Source organism: Pedococcus bigeumensis (assembly GCF_039531795.1).
GTDB lineage: Bacteria > Actinomycetota > Actinomycetes > Actinomycetales > Dermatophilaceae > Pedococcus > Pedococcus bigeumensis.
Map to the genome: position 1 here is coordinate 151,341 of NZ_BAAAQS010000002.1, position 21,325 is coordinate 172,665.

Genomic DNA, 21,325 nt, shown 5'->3' on the forward strand with positions numbered 1-21,325 from the left:
TCGACCGATGCCTGCCCGCACCGGTCATGGCCGCGCCGCGGAAGCCAACCGTTCGACACGCTCGGCCACGCCTCGCGCATGGGGGTGAGGCGTCGGGCGGCCGTTGGCCTCGTGCCCCTCCGTACTCAGGTCAGCGGTGCTGTCGTCGCGGTGCCGGGACTCCGTGCTTCGACCAGGCTGATGTAGTCGCGCCCTGTCACGGGCCCGCTGGTCAACGCACCACCGGGGAGGGGCAGCTCGACCGGTGCGCCATCCCGGGTCACCAACACCGAGTCGACGCCGGGCACGGACGTCACCGTCAGCACCACCTGGGCCACGGCCAAGGGGACGCGCGAGGCAGGAGGCACCTGGTCGCCGGTGGCGATGTCGATCCGCGCGACACTGCCCTCGAGCCTGGCCAGGTGGACCGGGGTGTCGGGACCCAAGGCCGTCGAGAGGCCGGCCGTCCGATCCTGTTCGGACGGGCCCTCGGTGAGCTGCGACAGCACGCTCGTGACTGCCGCCGCGCGGTCGCCGACCTCGGTGACCGAGGACGGGACTGGCACCAACGCCTCGTCCCGCACGAGGTACACATAGGGACGAGCCGTTGCCGACGCGGTGGGCGCCCCGGTCTTCTTGGGCTCGGGCCTGGTCAGGTCGTAGGGAACCTTCGTGATGGTGACCGGCGGACCATGGTCGGGAACGCCACACGCCGACGACACGGTCGCGACTGCTGCCAACGACAGGGCCAGGCCGACCCGTCGCCAGGTCACGACCGCACCTCCCGCGCGTCGTCGGGGGCACCGTTCGAGACCGGAAGGCGCACCACGAAGCGCGCACCTCCGTCCGGCGAGTCAGCGCAGCGCACATCCCCCCCGTGCGCGCGGACGGTCTCGGACACCAGGCTGAGGCCCAGTCCGGATCCAGGTCGAGCCGCGCGTGACCCAGAACGCGAGAACCGTTCGAAGATGCGTTGCCGGTCACCGGGCGGCACGCCGGGTCCGGAGTCGTCGACCGTCACCACCGCCTTGCCCCCAGCCAGTCCCAGCCCTACCCGGACGACTCCGCCACCGTGGATGTCCGCGTTGTCGAGGAGGTTGACCACGGTGCGTCGCAGGGCTCCCTTGTCGCCCTCCACGTTGACGGGGTCGGCTGGGAGGTCGAGCAGCTCGGCGGGACGGTGTGTCGAAAGCAGGGTGTTGGTCAGCAGCTCTCCGAGCTCGAGAGGGCGTCGTTCCTGTGCGTCGACCCCGGCCTCCAACCTGCCCAGGGCCAGGAGCTGCTCGAGAGCGTGACTGAGACGGAGCACCTCACGGCGCAGCAGGGCAACCGACTGGGTGTGCCTGGTCGGGTCGGAGGTGGCCTGTTCGATGACGTCCACGGTCGTCAACATCGCCGTCACCGGCGACCTCAGCTCGTGGGAGACGTCCGCTGCGAACCTGGCGTCCCGGTCCAGGCGTTCCTGCAGCGCCTCGACCATGGCGTTGAAGGAGCCCACGATCACACTGAGGTCCGGGTCCTTCGTCGTCTCGAGGCGCGTCGCGATGTCACCGCCCGCGATCCGGGCGGTCGCCCTGGCGATGCCGTCGAGAGGGGTGATGACCTGGCGTGCGGCAGCTCGACCGATCAGAGAGCCCCCGACGGTGGTGAGCACGGCGAAACCGGTCAACGCCCAGCCCAGCGTCCGCAGCGTCGAGGACAGCTCGCGCGCGGACGACAGCTCGAAGAACGCGGCGTCGACCGCAGTGAGCGGTGTGCCGACTGCGAGAACGGGTTCGCCCCCCACCCGCCCCCACGTGCTGGCTGCGGTTCCGGCGGTCACGCTGTTGCGCAGTTCCGCCGGCACAGCGTCACGCCCTGCACTCAACGACGAGGAGTACCACTGACCCCCGCGGTTGAGGATGAGCACCGAACCGGCGGGAGGTGAGGTGGACGCGAGGATGTCATCGACCTCGGTACCGGACGTCAACAGACCCTCCCGGACGAACGAGGCATCCACGAACGCCTGTCGGAGAGCTGTGCGCTCGCGCTGTTCGACGAGGTAGTGGCGGGCCGTCAGGTAGGTGCCAAGGGCCAGGACGACTGACACGACCAGCGCCAGGGCGCCGAACACCAGCGTGATCCTGGCGCGGAGGCCCAGCGACGAAGCGGTCATGGTCAGCGCTGGTCGAACCGGTACCCGAGGCCCCGCACGGTCACCAGGAGCTCGGGGTTCCCCGGGTCCACCTCGATCTTGGTGCGCAGGCGTCGGATGTGGACGTCGACGATGCGCTCGTCACCGAAGTAGTCACGGTCCCAGACACGATGGAGCAGCACCTCCCGGCTGAGCACCCGTCCCGGAGGCTGGTTGAGCTCACAGAGGAGGCGGAACTCGGTGGACGTGACGTGGACCTCGTCGCGGTCACGGCGCACGACACCTGCCCCCCAGTCGAGGACGAGCGGCCCGTTGGCGCTGTCCAGCACGGAGATCTCCGCCTCGGCCGTACGCGCGACGGTGGGTGGTCGACGGCGCAGAGCCCGGAGTCTGGCCGAAACCTCTTTCACCTGAAATGGTTTCGTCACGTAGTCGTCCGCGCCGGACTCGAGGGCGGCGACGATGTCGTGGGTGTCGTCACGGGCGCTGACGACGATGATCGGCACATCGCTGCTCTGCCGCACCTCACGGATGAAGGTGAACCCGTCCATCTCGCCGAGCATGAGGTCGACCAGCATGAGGTCGACCCGCAGTCGCGGCAGCTCCGCCAGGGCATCTTCGGCCAGTCCGAAGCCGACCGTGTCGTAGCCCTCACCCTCGAGGGCCAAGCACAACGACGTGCGGATGCCCTCGTCGTCCTCGAGGACCAGCAGGGTGGGTGCCATCGGAGGCATTCTGCCAGCCCGAGGGGGTGCACGAGCCCGCGAACAGCGCACCCAGGGCTTTGTCATCCAAATGAAAAGAACTCGCACCCCTCGTTGACACACGGTTTCGACAGGCTCGACGCAATCCCGAATGGAGGTGTCATGACCACTCTCGAGTCCCAACAGCACCTGGCGCGAGCGACTTCGCTCCGCGATGCTTCGCTGGCCCACGACCTGATCACGCTGCGGTCGACCGTGGCGGAGGTGTTGCGCGGCCGCACCGAGTGGGTGCTCGTGGACGTCTCCGGGCTGAACCGTCCCTCCTCGAGCGCCGTTGCGGGACTGTTGTGGGCCAAGCGCAGCTGTATGCGAGCCGGGGTCGACTTCGGCGTGCGAGGCGCCAGGCACGGCAACCGCGACGTGCTGCGCCGATGCGGGCTGCTCTCCGGTCCCGACCCGCTCGATCGGTCATGAGCGTTCACGTCCTCGGGTCTGCCATCGTCCGCACGAGCCAGGGAGTCGGGGACTGGACGGTCTGGGCGGTCGAGCACTCGGGGGGCATCGCGCGCGTCGAGGCGCGCGACGGGATGACGGAGATCGTCGTCGGCGACGTCCCGCGATCCGCTGACGACGACTGCCCGGGCTACACCGCGGTCGCGTGCACGGTCGACGGTGGCGCCCTCGTGCTCTGCCGCGATGCGCCGCCAGCACTCGTGGTCGGCCAGCGCGACTGCCGCACGTCACCAGCCGAGCCGGGCGGCCGGGAGCTGCTGAGCCTGGGGGCCAGTGAGCGCCTGTTGGTGCTGTCGTCGGCGGTGCTCGAGGCTCGACCGGAGGTGCTGGCCGAGGCTCTCCACTCCCCCGAGACCAGCCTCATCCACCGCGACCCCGTGGAGTTGCTCGCCAGCCTCTTTCGTGAGGTCACCCATGGCGCCGGTGCCATCCTCGGCCGTACTCGACCCACGTCACATCCCGAAGGGGGCGCTCGGTGAACGCGTTCTCAGCAGCCATCGCCGACGAGCTCGCGAAGACCCGCTCCGAGCTGTGGGGAGCACGAGAGCGCCGAGACGATGCAGGGGTCGTCTCGGCGCTCGAACGGCTGCTTGATCTCGGCGAGATCGTTGATCGGGCGCGGGAAGGTGTCTCAGCCCCGAAAGGTCTTCCAGCACCGAACCCGTGAAGCGCCAACGGGTTTCGGTCCCACGTCTCGGCTCCCACACCGCCTCACGACGCGCGACAGGTGGCCCGGGCCAGGTGACGGGATGCCGGCTCCGGGGCTCGTTCGAGCTGCGCCGGTGAGGGCTCGCCCCAACCGCGCTGGAGGAGGAGCGGGCCAATGACACACAACCGTAAACACTCGGTCGGCCTGGTCGTCATGTCTGGCCGCGAGAGTGGTTCGTGAGGGCGGCGCCACACGAACGCTCCGCCCTCACCAGCTCAGAGAAGGAAGCTCAGGAGGCTCCACTCATGTCCCACGGAAACGTCGTCCAGGTCGATCCCGGCAACCACCTCGGGGAGCGCACGTCGCACGAGGTCGTGGCCGCGCAGCTGCGTGGCGAGGCCAAGACTCCGGAGGAGAGCCCTCGGGCCGTGGTTCGGTACGTCGCGCGGGAGATCGAGGAGCTTGGCCTCGTCCCCGACGTCGAGGAGCTCGGGCGGCGGTACGCGGGCCCGGCTGACGTGCCGATCAGTCTCATGGAGCGCGGGGCGTCGGCCTGACGCGACCGGACCGGACCGTCCCGAGGTCGGCGGTCAGCGAAGGTCCAGTCGATGGAAGGCGAGCAGGGCGAGGGCGCTGAATGCCGCCCCACAGGCGACCAGAGCCGCGAGTGACGCACCGGACAGCCCGTTCTCGACCTGGTTCTGCCGAGCGTCGGCCTGATCGGCCCGCCGAAGCTCACGTGGCTCTGGTAGCGCGCTCGGCGCCGAGCCGCGCGGCGAACGGGCCGACTGCGATCGTGAAACTACCGCTGGTCACCACCCCATCGCTGCCGCAGCGTCAAGGACCACAGCCGGCTCGTCGGCAGCGGCGGCGAACGTGTTCAGCGCCTCGACCAGTCGGCCGACCTGGTGTTGAGGCATCTGCTCGACGATCTCGCGGATCGCATCGCGCCGACGCTCGGTGACCCGGTCGACCGCCCGGCGCCCCCGTGCCGTCAGCTCGATGACCACCTCGCGGCGGTCTCGGTCGTTCTCCCGCCGGGTCACCAGGTCGGCGAGGATGAGCCGGTCAACCGTGCGCAGGGCGGTCGACGGGGTGACCCCGAGTCGCTCGGCCAGCCGGTTGAGCCGGGTCTCCCCGTGGCCGCGGAGGACGACGAGCACCCTGAACTGGGTCACGGTCACCGCGTCGTCCACCTCGGCCAACGACCGCGCTGACACCCCCACCAGCACCCTGGAGGCGGTCAGCAGGGCGGTCACCAGCTCGTCGATGTCGGAGCCGTCCAGTTGCCGTCTGCCCATCGCGTCCCCCTGGCCTCACGCCTTTGCATTGCTCCTGACAATTATTGCATACTGCAACTCATGCCGCCAGAAGATGCGTCCCTCCCCTTCCGGGCCCGCCACCTCATCGGGCTCTCCGGCGACAGGACCGCCATCTGGTTGCGCACGTCGAGCACCGGGCTGCTCGGGCTGGCCCTGTCGGTGGGGGCTGTGGCGGGCTTGTTCGCCGTGGCGTTCCGTTGGCTGATCGGCACCTTCACCCGCCTGTTCTCGGGGCACGTCGACTATGCCGCCACCCCTGGCGCGGCACATCCCGGACTACCCGGCCTCGGGAGGTGGTTCGTGGTGCTCGCCCCTGTGGTCGCCGGACTTCTCTACGGGCCCCTGGTGCAGGCTTTCGCCCGCGAGGCTCGCGGGCACGGCGTGCCCGAGGTCATGTATGCCGTGGCGCACCGCGGCGGACGCATCGCCCCCCAGGTGGCCGCGGTGAAGGCGCTGGCCTCGGCGCTCTGCATCGGCGGAGGGGGGTCCGTCGGGCGCGAGGGGCCGATCGTCCAGATCGGGTCCGCCCTGGGATCGACGGTCGGTCGCCTGGGTCGGCTTTCCGAGCCACGCATGAGGGTCCTGGTCGCGTGCGGCGCAGCGGCCGGGATCAGCGCCACCTTCAACGCCCCACTCGCAGGCGTCTTCTTCGCGATGGAGCTCATCCTGGCGGACTTCACGTCCCAGGCCTTCGGGATGGTGGTGATCGCGTCGGTGACCTCGAGCGTCATCGGCAGGGCAGCCCTTGGAGACGTCCCGTTCCTGGAACTTCCCAGCTTCTCGGTACAAGGACCGCACGAGTACCTGCTCTTCGCCGCGCTGGGCCTTCTGGCCGGCCTCGTCGGAGTGCTCTTCACCCGCATCCTCTACGCCATCGAGGACCTCTGCGACGCGGTGTGGCACGGACCGGAGTGGCTGCGCCCCGCGGTGGGCGGCGTCCTCCTCGGCCTCCTCCTCCTGGCGCTGCCCCAGATGTACGGCGTCGGCTACCCCGTGCTGGGTAACGCCATCGACGGCCGCTATGCGGTGGGCCTGCTCGCCGTCCTCATGGTGGGCAAGATGGTCGCCACCAGCCTGACCATCGGGATCGGTGGGTCCGGCGGCGTCTTCGCCCCCAGCCTGTTCATCGGTGCCATGCTCGGCGCGGGCTTCGGTGAGACGCTTCACGTGGTTGCTCCCGGCCTGTCCGGCCCCGTCGGCGCGTACGGCCTCATCGGCATGGGCGCGGTGTTCGCTGGTGCCGCGCGCGCTCCCATCACCGCCGTCGTGATGCTGTTCGAGCTCACCGGCGAGTACACCATCATCCTTCCGTTGATGACGGCCATCGTCCTGGCGACCGGAATCAGCCACGCCATCACCGGTGACACGATCTACACGCTCAAGCTGCGGCGCCGTGGCGTGGACCTGGGGACACCGGGTGAAACCTTGCAGGCAAGGCGCCGTCACGTGCGAGACGTCATGAGCCCCGTCCCGCCGGGGGTCTCTCGTCACGCCGTGCTGGCAGAGGTTGCCGCGGCACTGGGCGAGACCCAGTTCGGCATCCTGCCGGTCGTGGACGACTCCGGTGACTACCTGGGTGTGGTGACTGCTCGCGGCGTCTCCGACGCCTTGGCCGACGGGCGACACGACGCTGCTGCCGCCAGCCTGGCCACCGAGACTCCTGTGACCATCTCGCAGGACGACCTCGTGCAGGTCGCAAGTGAGACCCTCAGCCGCAGCGGCACGAACGCGATGCCGGTCCTCGACTCGGCCGGTGCCGTGGTCGGGTGGCTGAGCTACCACGACCTGCTCACCGGACGCGGCTGACTCCGGACGTCGACCGCCGCGTCCCGCCTGCGGAGCCCGCGAGGTCCGCGCGCACGTGGGGATTGCGACGTGCTATGCCAGCGCGAAGTAGCGGATCCAGAGGTACAGCCAGGCGATCCCCACCGTCGTGACCGCAACCACGGCGCCGTACTTGGTGAACTGCCAGAACGAGATGGGGTGACCGTTGCGAGCCGCGATGCCGATGACGACGACGTTCGCGCTGGCTCCGACCGCCGTCGCGTTGCCCCCCAGATCGGCGCCGAGGGCCAGCGCCCACCACAGGGCCTGCGCCTGCTCGGAGCCCTGGGCCGCATCGACGAGGTCCTTCACCAGGGGCGTCATCGTGGCCACGTAGGGAATGTTGTCCACGATCGCCGACATGAGTCCCGATCCCCAGATCAGCACCGAGGAGGCCAGCAGGTACTGGTCACCGACGGCCTGTGTGACCGCTTCGCCCAGCCGGTCGATCACGCCGACCTCGATCAGCGCCCCCACCATGACGAAGAGCCCCATGAAGAAGACCAGCGTCGGCCATTCGACCTCCTCGAGGAACTCCGCCGGGTCGAGCCTGGACACGGCGACCAGGGCGCCGGCGCCCAGGAGTGCGACCATGGACGGTTCGATGTGCAGGATGGGATGGGCGAGGAAGCCGACCAGGACGAGGGCGAGCACCACTCCCGCACGGAGCAGCAGTGCGTGGTCACGGATCACCTCGCGCTCGTCCAGGGCCATGATCGCCGCGACCCGCTCCGGGTCATGGGTGAACGCACTGCGGAACATGATGCGGCACAGCCCGATGAAGACCAGGAGGAGCAACACCACGATCGGGGCCAGGTTGACCAGGAAGTCGTTGAAGGTCAGTGCGGCTCGGCTGGCGATGATGATGTTCGGCGGATCGCCGACGAGCGTGGCCGTCCCGCCGATGTTCGAGGCCATCGCCTCGGCGATCAGGAAGGGCACCGGCTTCAGTCCCAGCCGGTCACACACCAGCAACGTGACGGGGGCGATGAGCAGGACGGTGGTGACGTTGTCGAGCAGAGCCGAGGCGACTGCCGTGATGACGACGAGAAGGACCATCGTCGCGAAGGGCCTCCCCCGGGTGCGCTTGGCCGCCCAGATCGCCACGTAGTCGAACACGCCGGTCTGCTTCACCACGCTGACGATCATCATCATCCCCAGCAGCAGGAACAGCACGTTCCAGTCGACACCGGTCTTCTCGCTGAAGAAGGCGACACGGGCGTCGACCACGCCGAGGAGGACCATGGCGGCCGCGCCCCAGAGGGAGGCAGCTACCCGGTGGATGCGTTCGGTCGCGATCAGGACGTAGGCGGCCACGAAGGCGACCACCACGAGTACCTGGGTGGTCATCGGGGGGCGCGCGGCGCGAGCAGGTGGTCGAGCAAGCGACTTGCCGTGATGGCGCCGACGACTCGGCCGGCCGGACCCTCGCCGTCCACGACCGCGACGACGGGAGTGTGCATGCGCGCCATCACCGCGGCAACCTCGAGAGCTGTGGCGTCCCGGTCCACGACGGGCAGCTCGTCGAGCTCCCTGGGATGGGGCAGGAGGTCGCGGACCGTGACGTTCTCCAGCTGACGGCACAACTCGTCCGATGCCCCCTCGTCAAGCGCTCGAGCAAGCGTGGGGTTGTCCTGGAGGTAGTCCGGCATCAGGAAACGCAGCACCTGGGATCCAGGGAGGACGGTGTAGGGCCGACCGTCGGCGTCGCACACGATCAGGCCCGGCTGTCGTGCGGAAGCCATGGCCCGCACTGCGGCCAGCGCGTCACTGTCGGGAGTCACCGTGGCGAAGGACTGCGCCAGATCGCCGGCTAGCATCCTCACCTCGTTCTGGATAGGTGCACCTGCCGCACCGTGGACTCGGCAGCAGCTCGCGTCGAGGCTACCGCTTCCCGGGCCGCCTTGGCGCGGCCCCGGCCACCGGGGTGCGGATAGACTTCGCGAGTGGTCCGCAGTGCTGCGGACGCGCAAATCCGGCTGGACGGTCAAGATCCTGTCGCGCGGCCACGGCTCGACGGGCACAGGACGCAGCGCGGCTTCCGCCCGAGGTACTGCGACCTCATCAGGGGGCCAGTCCGCCTCACCAAGGCCAGTCGGCCAAGACCATCCCTGCGATGCCCTTCGCTGAACCACGCGCCCACCCAGGAGAAACCCCGTGTCCGCTGCCCCATCCAGCCCGGAGCTGGACCAGCGCCCCGAGTTCGCGCACGAACGCGACACCACCTCGGTGCGTTCCGCGCTTCGCTCACCTCGACGGCTACGCACTGAGGTCCTCGCCGGACTGGTCGTCGCACTGGCCCTGATCCCCGAGGCGATCTCGTTCTCCATCATTGCCGGGGTCGACCCCCGCGTCGGCCTCTTCGCCTCGTTCACCATGGCCGTGTCCATTGCGTTCCTCGGCGGCCGGCCGGCGATGATCTCGGCCGCCACGGGGGCCGTGGCGCTGGTGATCGCCCCGGTGATGCGTGAGCACGGCATGGACTACCTCATCGCCACCGTCATCCTCGCCGGCGTCATCCAGGTGCTCCTCGGCGTGCTGGGCGTCGCCAGGCTGATGCGCTTCATCCCGCGCTCGGTCATGGTCGGGTTCGTCAACGCCCTGGCCATCCTCATCTTCCTGGCGCAGCTGCCGCACCTGCTCGACGTTCCGTGGGCGGTCTACCCACTGGTCGCAGTGGGCCTCGCGGTCATGGTGTCGCTGCCGAGGCTGACCACCGTGGTCCCGGCCCCGCTGGTCGCCATCGTCGGGCTCACCATCGTCACCGTCACCACGGCCATGGCCGTGCCCACCGTCGGGGACGAGGGCAAGCTGCCTGACAGCCTCCCGTCGCTGTTCCTCCCGGACGTGCCCCTCACCCTCGACACCTTGTCCGTCATCGGGCCGTTCGCCCTGGCCATGGCCCTCGTCGGCCTGCTCGAGTCGCTGATGACTGCCAAGCTCGTCGACGACGTCACCGACACCCACTCGCCCAAGACCCGCGAGGCCTGGGGCCAGGGCGCCGCGAACGTCATCACCGGCTTCTTCGGCGGCATGGGCGGCTGCGCCATGATCGGCCAGACCATGATCAACGTGAAGGTCTCCGGCGCCCGCACCCGCATCTCCACGTTCCTCGCGGGGGTGTTCCTGCTCATCTTGGTCGTCGGCCTGGGCGACCTCGTGGCCGTCATCCCGATGGCCGCCCTGGTCGCGGTGATGGTCATGGTGTCGGTCGGCACCTTCGACTGGCACAGCATCCGCCCGAGCACCCTCCGCCGGATGCCCAAGAGCGAGACGCTCGTCATGGTCGCCACCGTCGCCGTCGTCGTCGCCACCCACAACCTCGCCATCGGCGTCATGGCCGGAGTCCTCGTGGCCATGGTGATGTTCGCGCGCCGCGTCGCGCACTTCACGCAGGTCGTCGACATTGCGCACCCGGACGACGACACCCGCGTGTATGCCGTCATCGGCGAGTTGTTCTTCGCCTCCAGCAACGACCTCGTCTACCAGTTCGACTACGTCGGCGACCCCACCAATGTCGTCATCGACCTGTCCCAGTCCCACATCTGGGACGCCTCCACCGTCGCCACGCTGGACGCCATCACGACCAAGTACCAGTCCAAGGGCAAGAACGTCACCATCGTCGGCTTGAACGAGGCGAGCGCCCAGCGACACAACCGGCTCGCGGGGCACCTCGCGACGCACTGACCTGGACCGCTCCTGGCTGGCCACGAGGTGCGTGCGGTGAGGCCAACGCGCGACCGAGGGGCGTGGCGATGAGAGGCTCGTGGACATGACTACCTGGTTCGCCATGGTCCGGGACGCGTTTCTCACCCGGCTGTGGCCGTTGCCCACGATCGCGGTGGTGCTCGCGGTGCTCCTCGGGCTGTCGGTGCCGGAGGTGGATGCGGCGATCGACGGTGACTTGTCGAACAGGGTGGGCGGATGGCTGTTCGGCGGTGACGCGAATGCTGCGCGGGCACTGCTGGGCGCCATCGCCTCGTCCATGATCACGGTGACGGCGCTGACGTTCTCCCTCACCGTGGTGACGCTGCAGCTGGCCAGCAGCCAGTTCTCGCCCCGGCTGTTGCGGACCTTCACCCGCGACAAGTTCGTGCAGCTGACGCTGGCGTTGTTCCTCGCCACCTTCACCTACGCGCTCACCGTGCTCCGCGCCGTACGCGGTGCCGGGGACGGCGGCGGAGCCGGGGAGCTGGTGCCCAAGCTCGCGGTGACCTTGGCCTTCGTGTTGACGCTGGCCAGCGTGGTGGGGCTGGTGCTGTTCCTCGCGCACCTGACCGCGCAGATCAGGGTGGAGACGATGCTGCGCAACGTGCACCGCGATGCCGCGGAGACCATGCGGTCCGTGCTCGGCGAACGCGACACCGACGCAGAGCCCGACGGTCCCTTGCGCCCGCCTGCGCACGCGCGGACCCTGCTGGCCGCGGACGACGGGTTCCTGACGTGGGTCGACCACGAGGGGCTGCTCGCCATCGCGGAAGAGGAGGACGCCGTCGTCAGGCTCGATGCCCACCCCGGCGCCTTCGTCGTCCGGGGAACGCCCGTGGGGAGCACCTGGTCGAGCGCACCCGGCCCCGTCTCGAAGGAGACGGCTGAGCGGATCGCCGACGGTGTGGCCGGGTGCATCCAGGTCGGCTTCGAGCGAACGTCGGCCCAGGACGTCGGATACGGGTTGCGCCAGCTGACCGATGTCGCGAACAAGGCGCTCTCGCCCGGGATCAACGACCCGACGACGGCGATCCACGCGTTGGGTCACATCTCGGCCCTCCTCTGCGCGTTGAGCGAACGCGCCCTCGGTGCCCAGGTGGTGCGGGGCAAGGACAAGAGGGTCCGCGTCGTGTTGGACCGCCCCGACCTCGCGGCCTACGTCGACCTCGCGCTGTCGCAGCCCCGGCGCTACGGGGCTGCGGATCCCCAGGTGCTGCAACAGATCTTCCAGGTGTTGTTGGACCTCAGCCACCGGATCGCCCCGGAGCAGCGCACGGTCGTCGCGGTGGAGCTGGAGCGGCTGCGTGGGACCGTCGCGGCGCAGCCGTTCGACGCCGTCGAGAGGGCCAGCCTCGATGCGATGGGCCACCAGGTCCAGAGGATCCTCGACGGCGCTCCATCGACGGCGGCGAGTGGTAGCTGGCCGACGGAACACTCGTCGTCCTGACCGACGCCACTGCAACGACGGTCTGGACGAGGTGCGGACCCCGGCCGCACCCTTGTCACATGGCGTGGGTGGTGATCGGTTGGGCGCTCGTGCTGATCGGCGTCACGGGTTTCGTCGTGGGACTGCGACGGAGCCGGCGCAACGACGAGGTGGAGCGGGGCCTGCTCCTGTGGATGACCCTGGCGTGGGTGGGTGTGGCTCTCCTCGTGGGCACTGAGATCGCCTGACCTGCCGTCATCGAGTGGGCGACGGGGCTCGGCTGCTCCGGCACAGTGCCCCGCGTTGGCTAGCCCAGTCGGTCAAGTCGACAGCAACTCACCCATGGCCGCCCACCCGAAAGCGGTCAGGAAGTGAGGTGGGCGAACGCGACGATGTTGTCGACGTAGTGGCCGGTGGCCTGGTCGAAGGCACCACCACAGGTGATGAGTCGCAGCTCGGCGCGGCCCTTGGTGTCGCCGTAGACGGTCGACGTGGGGAAGTCGGCCTTGGAGTAGCGCGCGACCCGGTCCACCACGAAGCGTGCGGTGGATCCGTCCTTGCGGACCACACTCACGGCCGCGCCCTTCTTGAGCGACCCCAGTCGGTAGAAGACCGCGGGACCCGACTTGCTGTCCACGTGGGCCCCGATGACGGCCGGGCCGAACTCACCGGGCGTGGGACCCGCGGCATACCAGCCGGCCTTCGCGAAATCGGATGGCGCCTCGAGCTTGCCGTTCTTGTCGACGCCCAGGTCGACGATGCCCTTGGTGCTCACCCCGATCGACGGGATGACCAGCGACACTGGGGCGCTCGACCCCATGATCGGCCCGAAGTCAGGGCTGCTGCTGGGCGACGGCTCGGTCGCGCTCGACTTCGAGGCGGGGGATGTGGTCTGGCTCGGCGACGTTGGCGCCGGAGGTGCCGTCGTCTCAGCAGCTTGGGCGAGGTCGGGCTGGGGCGGCGCGTCGTTGCCTGCGAACGACTTCGCCACCAGCACTCCTCCCACGAGGAGGAGGATGACGGTGACCGCCGCGGCCATGCTGCCGCGGCGGTCACCGAACTTCGAAGAGCTGGACATCAGGCGCGGTTGCGAGCCTTGCGAGCGGTGAAGGCACCAGTACCCGCAGCAGCGACGAGCAGTCCACCACCGAGGAGGAGCATGCCCTCGTTGTTCGGGGTGGAGGTGCCGCCCGCGCCGGTGTCCATGCCGCCAGCGGGAGCAGCGTTCAGGACGCCGCAGATGGCCGGGTCGGTGGCCTCGGTGGGCAGGCTCGGGTCGAGGTCGCTCTTGGTGTCACCGTCGTACTTGCCGTCGTTGTTGTGGTCGACGCCGTGGACGACCACGACAGCCTTGCCCTCGGTGATGGCCTGAGCCACGTCGGACGAGACGTTGATGCTGCCACGCTCGTAGTTGATCTTGCCGCCGGGGGCGGTGTCGAAGCGGTCGACAGCGAGGCCGCTCTTGGGCGACGTGTCGCCGGTCTTGGTCAACGAGACGACGATCGGACCGTAGGCCGGGCCGCCGTCGCTCGTGTTGATGGTGCCGTCGGCCTTGGCGTCGTCACCGGCAACCGGGCACTCGTTGCGGGCATCGGCACCGAAGTGGATGTGGGCCGCGTGCGGAGCGTCGGGGAGCAGGCCGTTGGCGGCCATGGTCACGTCGATGCGGTTGCCGTTGACCGTCACCATCGCGGTGCCGCTGCCCTTGACGCCGTTGAGGACGACCGGGCGAAGCGTCGCCATGGTGTTGCCGTCAGCAGCCTGCGCGATGCCTGCACCCAGGAAGGGCAGGAGGGCGGCAGAGCCGAGGGCGACGGTGGCGATCTTGGTGGTAGTACGCATTCGGTATCTCCTTGGTTGGCGGCCCGCTGGGGGTCGCACTGGGAACCACGCTTGTTGTGCAGGTACTTCGTTTCCCGTGACCCCGCAGATGGGTGCACAGCCCAACTTTCTTCAGGTCGTCTCCGGCGTCAGTGCAGGTCAGGCGTGGAGGCGCGCTGACGTAGCTGCCTGAGCCCCAGCGCAGCGGCACCTGCGGCCACCGCCTCCGCGACGGCGCTCAGCGTCTTGGTCGCGAACCACACGGGTTCGTACATCGCCGGCAACGGGCCCACGGCCGGGACGTTGACGTACCGGTAGAGCACCACGGCGACCAAGGCGCTCAGGCCGACGGCGAAGGCGGCGAGCAGGAACGTACGGCTCCCCCGCCACAGCACCCACGCGGCCACGGCGAAGGCAGTCGCCGACTCGATGCGGAACAGGGTGCCCGCGCCGATGCCACCTGGGGCCGACTGCTGGTAACCGCCGGCGAGCCGGAGGTGGACGACCACGTCGACGAGCAGGGCTGCGGCGACTAGTCCCCGCAGAGCAAGGGGTGCGCCGGGTCGGCCGCCACCCACCGCCTTGGCCCCGTCGGCGGTCACTTCACCACGAGCGTGCTGGACATGTTGGCATGGAACGTGCACACGAACTTGTAGCTGCCGGGCTTGTCGGGGGCCTTCATCGTGGCCGTCCCGTTCGGGTCGATCTTCACGTCGAAGCCGCCCTCCTTGGAGGTGACCGTGTGGGCCTGGGAATCCCCGTTCTTGATGGTGATCGTCGTCCCCGGGGCGACCGACGCAGGCACCTTGTAGGCGAAGTCGCTGATGGTGATGACGGCCTCGGCGTCCTTGCTCTCCGACGACGAGGATGACGGCGAGGACCCGCTGTCAGAGCTCGAGGACGGAGGCATGTTCATCGACGACATGGAGCTGGAGGTCGGTGCCGAGCCAGCATCCGTGCCGGACGAGCCACAGGCCGTGAGGCCGAGAGCCAGCACCGGGACGATGGCGAGAAGGGTGATCTTGCGGGTCATGGGTGCCTCCGGATCAGGCGGCCGAGTCGACGACCACGATCAGGAGTTCGGCGCGGCGACCTGCATGGCTTGGTTCCGCGTCCAGATGGCCGGTTCAGATGTGGCCCGTGCGCCCGGGCCACCACACGTACGGCCCCGTGCCACCTCCACCCACGGCTGGTCCCGGTATCGCCGTCTGGCTACCGACGCGCGCCGCGCCCGCCGCTCCGCGCCGCGAGGTCTGCGAGCTGCCTGACGCGGGGAGCTGCCGCACGTTGGGACCTTCAGTGGTGGTCGTGTCCGGTGTGCTGGTCGGCAGGTGGCGGGGCGCCCCCCATCATCCTCAGCATCGGGATTCCGCCGGTTCGCACGAACCGGACCACCAGGAGTGCGGTGAGGCCCAGGAATGCCAGGTTCAGCCAGGTCGTGTAGTTCCAGGCGAACCCGGCCTCGACGACGGTGGCGCTGCGGCTGGTCGGGATCAGGTGCACCAGTCCGAAGAGAGCCTCCACGAGGTACCCGGCCAGGACCATCGCCAGGTAGAAGATCCCCGTGATGCGCAGCGCTGCTTGGGTGCCGTAGTACTTCCGGTAGATCAGGACGATGGGCACGATGATGAGGTCGGCGAAGATGAAGCTGACCACCCCGCCGAAGCTGATGCCGCCGTTCCACAGCACGGCAGCCAAGGGCACGTTGCCGATGGAGCAGACGAAGCTGAGCAGGGCGACCAAGGGGCCGATGACCGGCCCCCAGATCTTCGCGGCGGTGGGGTCGTTGGCCAGGAAGAACGTCTGCAGCCAGCTGGTCGGTACCCACGCGGCGAATGCGCCGGCGATCAACAGCCCGATGACGATGTCGCGCAGCACCGACGCCCAGTCCATGACGTAGTAGTGGGCAACCGACGTGAACCCCTCGCGGGAGAACAGCCTCTGCCACACCGTGCCATTGGCATCGACGGACATGTCCATGGCGGCGTGCCCCTCCATCGAGCCGGCAACACCCCGCTCGGCCTGCGCTCGGGCTGCGTCGACGATCCGCCCCCGCACCCAGAGGCGAAACCCCAAGGCGACGGCGACGATCATCAGGGGGCCACCGATGAACTCGGCCAGGGTGAACTGCCATCCCATCAACAGGGCCAAGATGATGCCGAGCTCGATGACCAGGTTGGTCGAGGCGATCTCGAACGCCATCGCCGCGCTCAGCGAAGCACCTTTGCGGAACAAGGACCTGGCCAGTGCCACCGCGGCATACGAGCATGAGGAAGAGGCGGCGCCGAGCCCAGTCGCCCAGGCCAAGGAGCGCGGCGAGTCGCTGGCGAGGTACCGGGTCACCTGCTCGCGGCGCACCACGGCCTGGACCACCCCGGAGAGGAAGAACCCCAGCACCAGCGGCCACAGGATCTCCCAGCCCATGGCGGCCGCCATGCCCAGAGCGCGTCCCCCTGCGTCGATGACTGTCATGTCAGCCTCCCTGGTCGCAAGCCCGGCACGCGCTGTGAAGGCGTGCCGAGGTCGGTGGACCGGCGCACCCCGGTCGGGGTGGCCGCAGACATTTCGAGGTTAGTGCTGTCACAGCCCCCGGCAGTGCGGCGCCAATTCGCCCGGTGGATCGTGGATCACTCCCGCGATCGGGTCGGTCCGCCGACCCGGGCGTCATGCAGGGCTGCGTCGTCCTCCGCGTCGGCGCGGCGCACGAGCAGGACCTGCCCGGGAGTGGGAGTGGGGAGGGTGTCGGCGAAGTACAGGTGACCCAGGGCCCGTCGCAGCCGATGGGCATGGCCCGTCTCGTCGGCGGCTTCCTCGCACCCGTCAGGTGTCTGCGCTACCGCGGTGGAGGGCCGTGAGCGCACCAGGCGGGGCCAGCGCTCGTCCGGGCTCAGGTCGTCGTGGACCTCGAGGAACCCGCCACCGGAGGTCCGCAGGAGTCGCCCGGTCTCGCGGCCGTGCAGGACCGTCTCGCGGTCCCGGTGCTGGAGGGACAGGCAGACCCGCCGTGCGACCCACGCGGACGTCACCGGACCCACGAAGACGACCACTCGCAAGGTCTCGGTGATGCTCTCGATCGAGAGGTGCAGCGTGGTGGCGATGATGTCGTTGCCTCCCGCAAGCAGGAGCGCGACATAGAAGGTCAGGGCGCCGACGCCCACTGCGGTGCGGGTCGGGGCATCGCGGGGTCGGTCGAGCAGGTGGTGCTCGCGAGGGCCGGCGCGGGTGGCCCACCGCTCGAGGAAGGGGTAGGCGGCGATGACGGCGTACACCATGGGCATGAGGAGGACGCCGGGCAGGAGCACGTTCAGCGACAGGGTGTGGTCGAATGCGTGGATCTCCCAGGGTGGCATCAGCCGCAGGGCGCCCTCGGCGAACCCCATGTACCAGTCCGGTTGCGACCCGGCTGACGCGGCGGCGGGGTTGTACGGCCCGAACAACCAGATGGGGTTGATCTGGGCGAGCGCCGCGATGAGGGTGGTGGTTCCGAAGACGATGAAGAAGAAGCCGCCGGCCTTGGCGGCATACACGGGCATCAGGCGGAACCCGACGACGTTGCGTTCCGTGCGGCCGGGCCCGGGGTACTGCGTGTGCTTCTGGACCACCACGATCAGCACGTGGACCAGCGCGAGACCGATGAGGAGGGCGGGCAGCAACAGGATGTGCGCGGTGAACAGGCGCGGGATGATCGCCTCACCGGGATAGGGCCCGTCGAACACCGCAAACGCCAGCCACGATCCGATCACGGGGACCGAGAGCATCATGCCGTTGGCTATGCGCAGGCCGGTGCCGGACAGCAGGTCGTCAGGAAGGGAGTAACCGGCAAAGCCCTCGATGATTGCCAGGAGCGACAGCGTGGTCCCGATCAACCAGTTGAGCTCGCGCGGCTTGCGGAAGGCGCCGGTGAAGAAGACCCGCATCATGTGGACGGTGATCGCGACGGTGAAGAGCAGCGCGGCCCAGTGATGGGTCTGGCGAATCAGCAGGCCGCCGCGGACCTCGAACGAGATGTCGACCGTGGAGCGGTAGGCCTGGCTCATCGTCAGCCCCCGCAGCGGCACGTACGACCCGTCGTAGACCACACGGCCGGCACTCGGAACGAACCAGACGGTGAGGAAGGTGCCGGTGATGAGCAGCACCAGCAGGGAGTAGAGGGCGACCTCACCCAGCATGAAGGACCAGTGGTCGGGAAAGACCTTGCGCATGAGCGGGCCCAACGGCTTGGCGAGGCCGGTCCGATCGTCGATCCAGCCTGCAACTCCATCCAGTCGCGTGGTGGTTGCCTTCCCACCCGTGTCCGCAGCGCGGACGGACTGTCCGTGGTCCATCACTGCACCCGGTATGCCGCGACGGCCTCGGACCGCAGCGTCAGTCCCGTACCCGGGGCGTCGGGGTGGGGAGTGAGCGAGCCACCCTGTGGATCGAGGGTGCCGTCGAAGAACATCGACTCGATGCGGACGTGGTCGTGGAACCACTCGAGGTGGCGCAGGTTGGGGGTGGCAGCCGCCGCGTGGACGTGCAGGTGCGGGGCACAGTGGCCGGAGACCTCGAGGCCGAACGAGGCCGCGACCGCCGCCGCGCGCAGCCACTCGGTGATGCCCCCGCACCGGGACAGGTCGATCTGCAGGCAGTCGACCGCGCCGGACTGGCACAGCCGGCGGAAGTAGTACAGGTCCGTGCCGTACTCGCCAGCGGCGACGTCGGCGTCGGTGGCGTCGCGCACCTCGCGCAGCCCGTCGAGGTCGTCGGAGGAGACCGGCTCCTCGAACCACCGGATGTCGAGGTCGTGCGCGGACCGCATCACCCGCACCGCTTGCTTGCGCCCGTAGCCGCCGTTGGCATCGACAAAGAGCTCGGTGTCGTCCCCGATCATTCGGCGGGTCTGGCGCATGCGTGCGAGATCGCGCTCGGTGCAGGTCCCCCAAGCCTCGCCGATCTTGATCTTCACGCGCGGGATGGCCTGATCCATCCAGCCTTCCAGCTGGCGGTCGAGCTGGGTGCGGTTGTACGTCGTGAAGCCACCGCTTCCGTACACGGCCACCTCGGGCCGGGCTGGGCCCAACAGTCGGTGGAGCGGGCGATCGAATAGCCGCGCCTTCAGGTCCCACAGGGCCACGTCGACGGCACTGACCGCATACGACGCCAAGCCCGGCCGGCCGGTGTTGCGCACCGCTCTCAGCATGGCCTGCGACAGGGCTGGGAGGTCGAGCGGATCGCGCCCTCTGACCACGGGGGCCAACAGGTCCTGGACGAGGGTGGCTGCCGCCCGCGGGGCGTAGGTCCACCCGGTGCCGACCTTGCCCGCGGCCCGCACCTGGACCAGCACGAGGGTCGTGCTCTCCCAGGCGAACGTGCCGTCAGCCTCGGGCGCATCCGTCGGCACGGTGTAGGCGTGGACCTCCACCGCGTCGACCGAGACGTCAGGCTTCATCACCCATCTCCCACCGGAAGGATCTCGGCGACCTTGGTCTTGACGCCTTCTCGCACCACGCCCCACCGGTCCTCGTCACCGTGCAGGAGCGATCGGGCGGTGGCCTTCATCTCCGTCCAGGTCGCGTGCGGCGGCACTGGCGGCACGTCCGGGTCGACGTGCACGTCGAGCACCGTGGGCCGGTCGGCGGCGAGCGCCCGTCGCCAGGCATCCGCGAGCTGGGCAGGCTCGGTGACCCGGATCGACCCCAGTCCAAGGCTGCTCGCGAAGCCGGCGTAGTCCACGTCCGGCAGGGTCTGGGACTCGGCGAACTTCGGCGAGCCCGACATCGCCCGCATCTCCCACGTGACCTGGTTGAGGTCGTTGTTGTGGAGCACCGCGACGATCAGCCTCGGGTCGCTCCACCCCTCCCAGTAGTGCTTGATCGTGATGAGCTCGGCCATGCCGTTCATCTGCATCGCACCGTCACCGACGAACACGACTGCGGGGCGGTCGGGGTGGGCGAACTTGGCACCGATCCCGTACGGGACCCCGGGTCCCATGGTGGCGAGGGTTCCCGACAGCGACCCGCGCATCTCGCCGCGGAACCTCAGCTGCCGGGCATACCAGTTGGCTGCTGACCCGGAGTCTGCGGCGAGCATGGTCGTGGGTGGGAGCTGCTTGGACGCCTCGTGGAACAGCAGCTGCGGGTTGACCGGGTCGGCGTCCACGTGCGCCTCACGGTCCATTGACTCCCACCAGTCCGCGACGTTGGACTCGATGGTCTGACGCCAGCCCCGGTCCTCGTTGCGACGCAGGTGCGGGATCAGGGCCCGCAGGGTTGCGGCGGCATCGCCCACCAGGTTGAGCTCGTAGGGATAGCGCATGCCGATGTACTTGCCGTCGAGGTCGACCTGGACCGCGCGGGCCTGGCCGAAGGCAGGCATGAACTGGGTGTACGGGAAGTTCGACCCCACCGTGAGGAGGGTGTCGCAGCCCTTCATCAGCTCGTAGCTGGGTCGGGTGCCCAGCAGGCCGATCGAACCGGTGACCCAGGCAAGCTCGTCGGAGAGGACGTCCTTGCCCAGCAGGGCCTTTGCGGCACCCGCACCGAGGATCTCGGCGACCTCCTCGATCTCGGCCCGGGCGCCGCGGGCACCCTGCCCGACGAGGATCGCTGGTTTGGACCCGCTGCACAGGATCTCGGCTGCGCGCCGGACCGCCTCGTCGTGTGGTGCGACCTGGGGCCACTCGATCCCCAGACTCGACGGCACCATCTTCATCTCGTGGGTGGGTGCCGAGTACTCCAGCTCCTGCACGTCGGAGGGGATGATGACGGCGGTGGGCGCCCGTTCGGCGAGCGCGGTGCGGATCGCGCGGTCGAGGACGTTGGGGAGCTGCTCGGGGACCGTCACCATCTGGACGTACTCGCTGGCGACGTCCTTGTAGAGGCTGAGCAGGTCGACCTCCTGCTGGTAGGCGCCCCCCATGCCACTGCGTGCGGTCTGGCCCACGATGGCCACGACCGGCACGTGGTCGAGCTTGGCGTCGTAGAGCCCGTTGAGGAGGTGGATGGCCCCAGGACCCGAGGTCGCCATGCAGACGCCGAAGGTGCCACCGAACTTGGCGTAGCCCACGGCTTCGAAGGCGGACATCTCCTCGTGGCGCGACTGGACGAACCGGGGCGTGTTGTCGGCCCTCCCGAATGCGGCGAGGATGCCGTTGATCCCGTCTCCGGGGAAGGCGAACACGTGCTCGACCCCCCAGTCGCGCAGTCGCTCCAGCAGGTGGTCGGCCACAGTCGGTGCAGGCATTCTCTTCTCCTTCGGCTCGAGGTG

At 69.1% G+C, this 21,325-nt stretch carries 22 protein-coding genes; 8 read left to right on the forward strand and 14 right to left on the reverse strand.

The window, feature by feature from the left end; all coding sequences use genetic code 11:
- Positions 1–125 precede the first annotated feature (125 nt).
- From ABD262_RS10015 to ABD262_RS10025, 3 genes are read right to left on the reverse strand one after another with little or no spacing between them, the layout of a single operon-like run.
- Entirely contained in the window at positions 126–752 is a 627-nt protein-coding gene (locus ABD262_RS10015) for a GerMN domain-containing protein (protein ID WP_344135025.1), read from the reverse strand.
- Positions 749–2,134 carry a sensor histidine kinase gene (locus ABD262_RS10020; RefSeq protein WP_344135028.1) on the reverse strand — a complete coding sequence of 462 codons (1,386 nt, stop codon included), beginning with the start codon at positions 2,132–2,134 and terminating at the stop codon, positions 749–751. The genes ABD262_RS10015 and ABD262_RS10020 overlap by 4 nt, the downstream gene beginning before the upstream one ends.
- A 2-nt stretch (positions 2,135–2,136) precedes the next feature.
- Positions 2,137–2,838, reverse strand: coding sequence for a winged helix-turn-helix domain-containing protein (locus ABD262_RS10025; protein ID WP_344135030.1), 702 nt, complete (start codon positions 2,836–2,838; stop codon positions 2,137–2,139).
- A gap of 141 nt (positions 2,839–2,979) precedes the next feature.
- Between ABD262_RS10025 and ABD262_RS10030 the strand changes: the two genes are divergently transcribed.
- The 4 genes from ABD262_RS10030 (at position 2,980) to ABD262_RS10045 (ending at position 4,536) form a co-directional block, all read left to right on the forward strand.
- Entirely contained in the window at positions 2,980–3,291 is a 312-nt protein-coding gene (locus ABD262_RS10030; protein WP_344135033.1) for an STAS domain-containing protein, read from the forward strand.
- Entirely contained in the window at positions 3,288–3,809 is a 522-nt protein-coding gene (locus ABD262_RS10035; RefSeq protein ID WP_344135036.1) for a hypothetical protein, read from the forward strand. Before ABD262_RS10030 ends, ABD262_RS10035 begins: the two co-directional genes overlap by 4 nt.
- Complete coding sequence (locus ABD262_RS10040) at positions 3,806–3,997, forward strand: hypothetical protein (RefSeq protein WP_344135038.1); 192 nt, start codon at positions 3,806–3,808, stop codon at positions 3,995–3,997. Before ABD262_RS10035 ends, ABD262_RS10040 begins: the two co-directional genes overlap by 4 nt.
- Positions 3,998–4,284: 287 nt before the next feature.
- Positions 4,285–4,536, forward strand: coding sequence for a hypothetical protein (locus tag ABD262_RS10045; RefSeq protein WP_344135041.1), 252 nt, complete (start codon positions 4,285–4,287; stop codon positions 4,534–4,536).
- A gap of 255 nt (positions 4,537–4,791) precedes the next feature.
- Here the strand turns inward: ABD262_RS10045 and ABD262_RS10050 are convergent, their stop codons facing one another.
- Positions 4,792–5,280 carry a MarR family winged helix-turn-helix transcriptional regulator gene (locus tag ABD262_RS10050; protein ID WP_344135044.1) on the reverse strand — a complete coding sequence of 163 codons (489 nt, stop codon included), beginning with the start codon at positions 5,278–5,280 and terminating at the stop codon, positions 4,792–4,794.
- 60 nt (positions 5,281–5,340) lie between these two features.
- Between ABD262_RS10050 and ABD262_RS10055 the strand changes: the two genes are divergently transcribed.
- Positions 5,341–7,107 carry a chloride channel protein gene (locus ABD262_RS10055; RefSeq protein WP_344135047.1) on the forward strand — a complete coding sequence of 589 codons (1,767 nt, stop codon included), beginning with the start codon at positions 5,341–5,343 and terminating at the stop codon, positions 7,105–7,107.
- Positions 7,108–7,179: 72 nt separating this feature from the next.
- On the opposite strand, the gene ABD262_RS10060 is transcribed toward ABD262_RS10055, so the two are convergent.
- The gene (locus ABD262_RS10060) at positions 7,180–8,475 is read right to left on the reverse strand and encodes an ArsB/NhaD family transporter (protein ID WP_344135050.1); all 1,296 of its coding nucleotides are present in this window, start codon (positions 8,473–8,475) and stop codon (positions 7,180–7,182) included.
- Positions 8,472–8,945, reverse strand: coding sequence for a CBS domain-containing protein (locus tag ABD262_RS10065; RefSeq protein ID WP_344135054.1), 474 nt, complete (start codon positions 8,943–8,945; stop codon positions 8,472–8,474). The genes ABD262_RS10060 and ABD262_RS10065 overlap by 4 nt, the downstream gene beginning before the upstream one ends.
- Positions 8,946–9,309: 364 nt before the next feature.
- On the opposite strand from ABD262_RS10065, the gene ABD262_RS10070 reads away from it, so the two are divergent.
- The 3 genes from ABD262_RS10070 to ABD262_RS10080 all read left to right on the forward strand — a co-directional run bounded on the left by ABD262_RS10070 (position 9,310) and on the right by ABD262_RS10080 (position 12,507).
- On the forward strand, positions 9,310–10,812 hold the full coding sequence (locus tag ABD262_RS10070) for a SulP family inorganic anion transporter (RefSeq protein ID WP_344135363.1): 1,503 nt from the start codon (positions 9,310–9,312) through the stop codon (positions 10,810–10,812).
- Positions 10,813–10,897: 85 nt separating this feature from the next.
- A complete protein-coding gene (locus tag ABD262_RS10075; RefSeq protein ID WP_344135057.1) occupies positions 10,898–12,280 on the forward strand; it encodes a DUF2254 domain-containing protein in 1,383 nt (460 codons plus the stop codon).
- A 59-nt stretch (positions 12,281–12,339) separates the two neighbouring features.
- Positions 12,340–12,507, forward strand: a complete 168-nt coding sequence (locus ABD262_RS10080; RefSeq protein WP_344135059.1) for a hypothetical protein — start codon at positions 12,340–12,342, stop codon at positions 12,505–12,507.
- A 116-nt stretch (positions 12,508–12,623) separates the two neighbouring features.
- Here the strand turns inward: ABD262_RS10080 and ABD262_RS10085 are convergent, their stop codons facing one another.
- The 8 genes from ABD262_RS10085 to ABD262_RS10120 form a co-directional block, all read right to left on the reverse strand.
- Positions 12,624–13,337 carry a class F sortase gene (locus ABD262_RS10085; protein ID WP_344135062.1) on the reverse strand — a complete coding sequence of 238 codons (714 nt, stop codon included), beginning with the start codon at positions 13,335–13,337 and terminating at the stop codon, positions 12,624–12,626.
- Entirely contained in the window at positions 13,337–14,101 is a 765-nt protein-coding gene (locus ABD262_RS10090; protein ID WP_344135065.1) for a CHRD domain-containing protein, read from the reverse strand. The genes ABD262_RS10085 and ABD262_RS10090 overlap by 1 nt, the downstream gene beginning before the upstream one ends.
- Before the next feature lie 128 nt (positions 14,102–14,229).
- Positions 14,230–14,682: a hypothetical protein gene (locus ABD262_RS10095; protein ID WP_344135067.1), complete on the reverse strand. Its 453-nt coding sequence runs from the start codon at positions 14,680–14,682 to the stop codon at positions 14,230–14,232.
- Entirely contained in the window at positions 14,679–15,113 is a 435-nt protein-coding gene (locus tag ABD262_RS10100) for a cupredoxin domain-containing protein (protein ID WP_344135069.1), read from the reverse strand. Before ABD262_RS10100 ends, ABD262_RS10095 begins: the two co-directional genes overlap by 4 nt.
- Before the next feature lie 263 nt (positions 15,114–15,376).
- Positions 15,377–16,552, reverse strand: a complete 1,176-nt coding sequence (locus tag ABD262_RS10105; RefSeq protein ID WP_344135071.1) for a permease — start codon at positions 16,550–16,552, stop codon at positions 15,377–15,379.
- 155 nt (positions 16,553–16,707) lie between these two features.
- Positions 16,708–18,405: a cytochrome bc1 complex cytochrome b subunit gene (gene qcrB, locus ABD262_RS10110; protein ID WP_486352070.1), complete on the reverse strand. Its 1,698-nt coding sequence runs from the start codon at positions 18,403–18,405 to the stop codon at positions 16,708–16,710.
- Complete coding sequence (locus ABD262_RS10115; RefSeq protein WP_344135077.1) at positions 18,405–19,508, reverse strand: enolase C-terminal domain-like protein; 1,104 nt, start codon at positions 19,506–19,508, stop codon at positions 18,405–18,407. Before ABD262_RS10115 ends, qcrB begins: the two co-directional genes overlap by 1 nt.
- On the reverse strand, positions 19,508–21,301 hold the full coding sequence (locus tag ABD262_RS10120; protein ID WP_344135080.1) for a thiamine pyrophosphate-requiring protein: 1,794 nt from the start codon (positions 21,299–21,301) through the stop codon (positions 19,508–19,510). The genes ABD262_RS10115 and ABD262_RS10120 overlap by 1 nt, the downstream gene beginning before the upstream one ends.
- Positions 21,302–21,325 lie beyond the last annotated feature (24 nt).

Coding starts and splice junctions, on each gene's coding strand:
- ABD262_RS10080 (WP_344135059.1), top strand. CDS start 12,340: ATGGCGTGGGTGGTGATCGGTTGGGCGCTCGTGCTGATCGGCGTCACG.
- ABD262_RS10100 (WP_344135069.1), bottom strand. CDS start 15,113: ATGACCCGCAAGATCACCCTTCTCGCCATCGTCCCGGTGCTGGCTCTC.
- ABD262_RS10120 (WP_344135080.1), bottom strand. CDS start 21,301: ATGCCTGCACCGACTGTGGCCGACCACCTGCTGGAGCGACTGCGCGAC.
- ABD262_RS10050 (WP_344135044.1), bottom strand. CDS start 5,280: ATGGGCAGACGGCAACTGGACGGCTCCGACATCGACGAGCTGGTGACC.
- ABD262_RS10025 (WP_344135030.1), bottom strand. CDS start 2,838: ATGGCACCCACCCTGCTGGTCCTCGAGGACGACGAGGGCATCCGCACG.
- ABD262_RS10030 (WP_344135033.1), top strand. CDS start 2,980: ATGACCACTCTCGAGTCCCAACAGCACCTGGCGCGAGCGACTTCGCTC.
- ABD262_RS10065 (WP_344135054.1), bottom strand. CDS start 8,945: ATGCTAGCCGGCGATCTGGCGCAGTCCTTCGCCACGGTGACTCCCGAC.
- ABD262_RS10105 (WP_344135071.1), bottom strand. CDS start 16,552: ATGACAGTCATCGACGCAGGGGGACGCGCTCTGGGCATGGCGGCCGCC.
- ABD262_RS10060 (WP_344135050.1), bottom strand. CDS start 8,475: ATGACCACCCAGGTACTCGTGGTGGTCGCCTTCGTGGCCGCCTACGTC.
- ABD262_RS10075 (WP_344135057.1), top strand. CDS start 10,898: ATGACTACCTGGTTCGCCATGGTCCGGGACGCGTTTCTCACCCGGCTG.
- ABD262_RS10020 (WP_344135028.1), bottom strand. CDS start 2,134: ATGACCGCTTCGTCGCTGGGCCTCCGCGCCAGGATCACGCTGGTGTTC.
- qcrB (WP_486352070.1), bottom strand. CDS start 18,405: ATGGACCACGGACAGTCCGTCCGCGCTGCGGACACGGGTGGGAAGGCA.
- ABD262_RS10090 (WP_344135065.1), bottom strand. CDS start 14,101: ATGCGTACTACCACCAAGATCGCCACCGTCGCCCTCGGCTCTGCCGCC.
- ABD262_RS10045 (WP_344135041.1), top strand. CDS start 4,285: ATGTCCCACGGAAACGTCGTCCAGGTCGATCCCGGCAACCACCTCGGG.
- ABD262_RS10035 (WP_344135036.1), top strand. CDS start 3,288: ATGAGCGTTCACGTCCTCGGGTCTGCCATCGTCCGCACGAGCCAGGGA.
- ABD262_RS10055 (WP_344135047.1), top strand. CDS start 5,341: ATGCCGCCAGAAGATGCGTCCCTCCCCTTCCGGGCCCGCCACCTCATC.
- ABD262_RS10085 (WP_344135062.1), bottom strand. CDS start 13,337: ATGTCCAGCTCTTCGAAGTTCGGTGACCGCCGCGGCAGCATGGCCGCG.
- ABD262_RS10115 (WP_344135077.1), bottom strand. CDS start 19,508: ATGAAGCCTGACGTCTCGGTCGACGCGGTGGAGGTCCACGCCTACACC.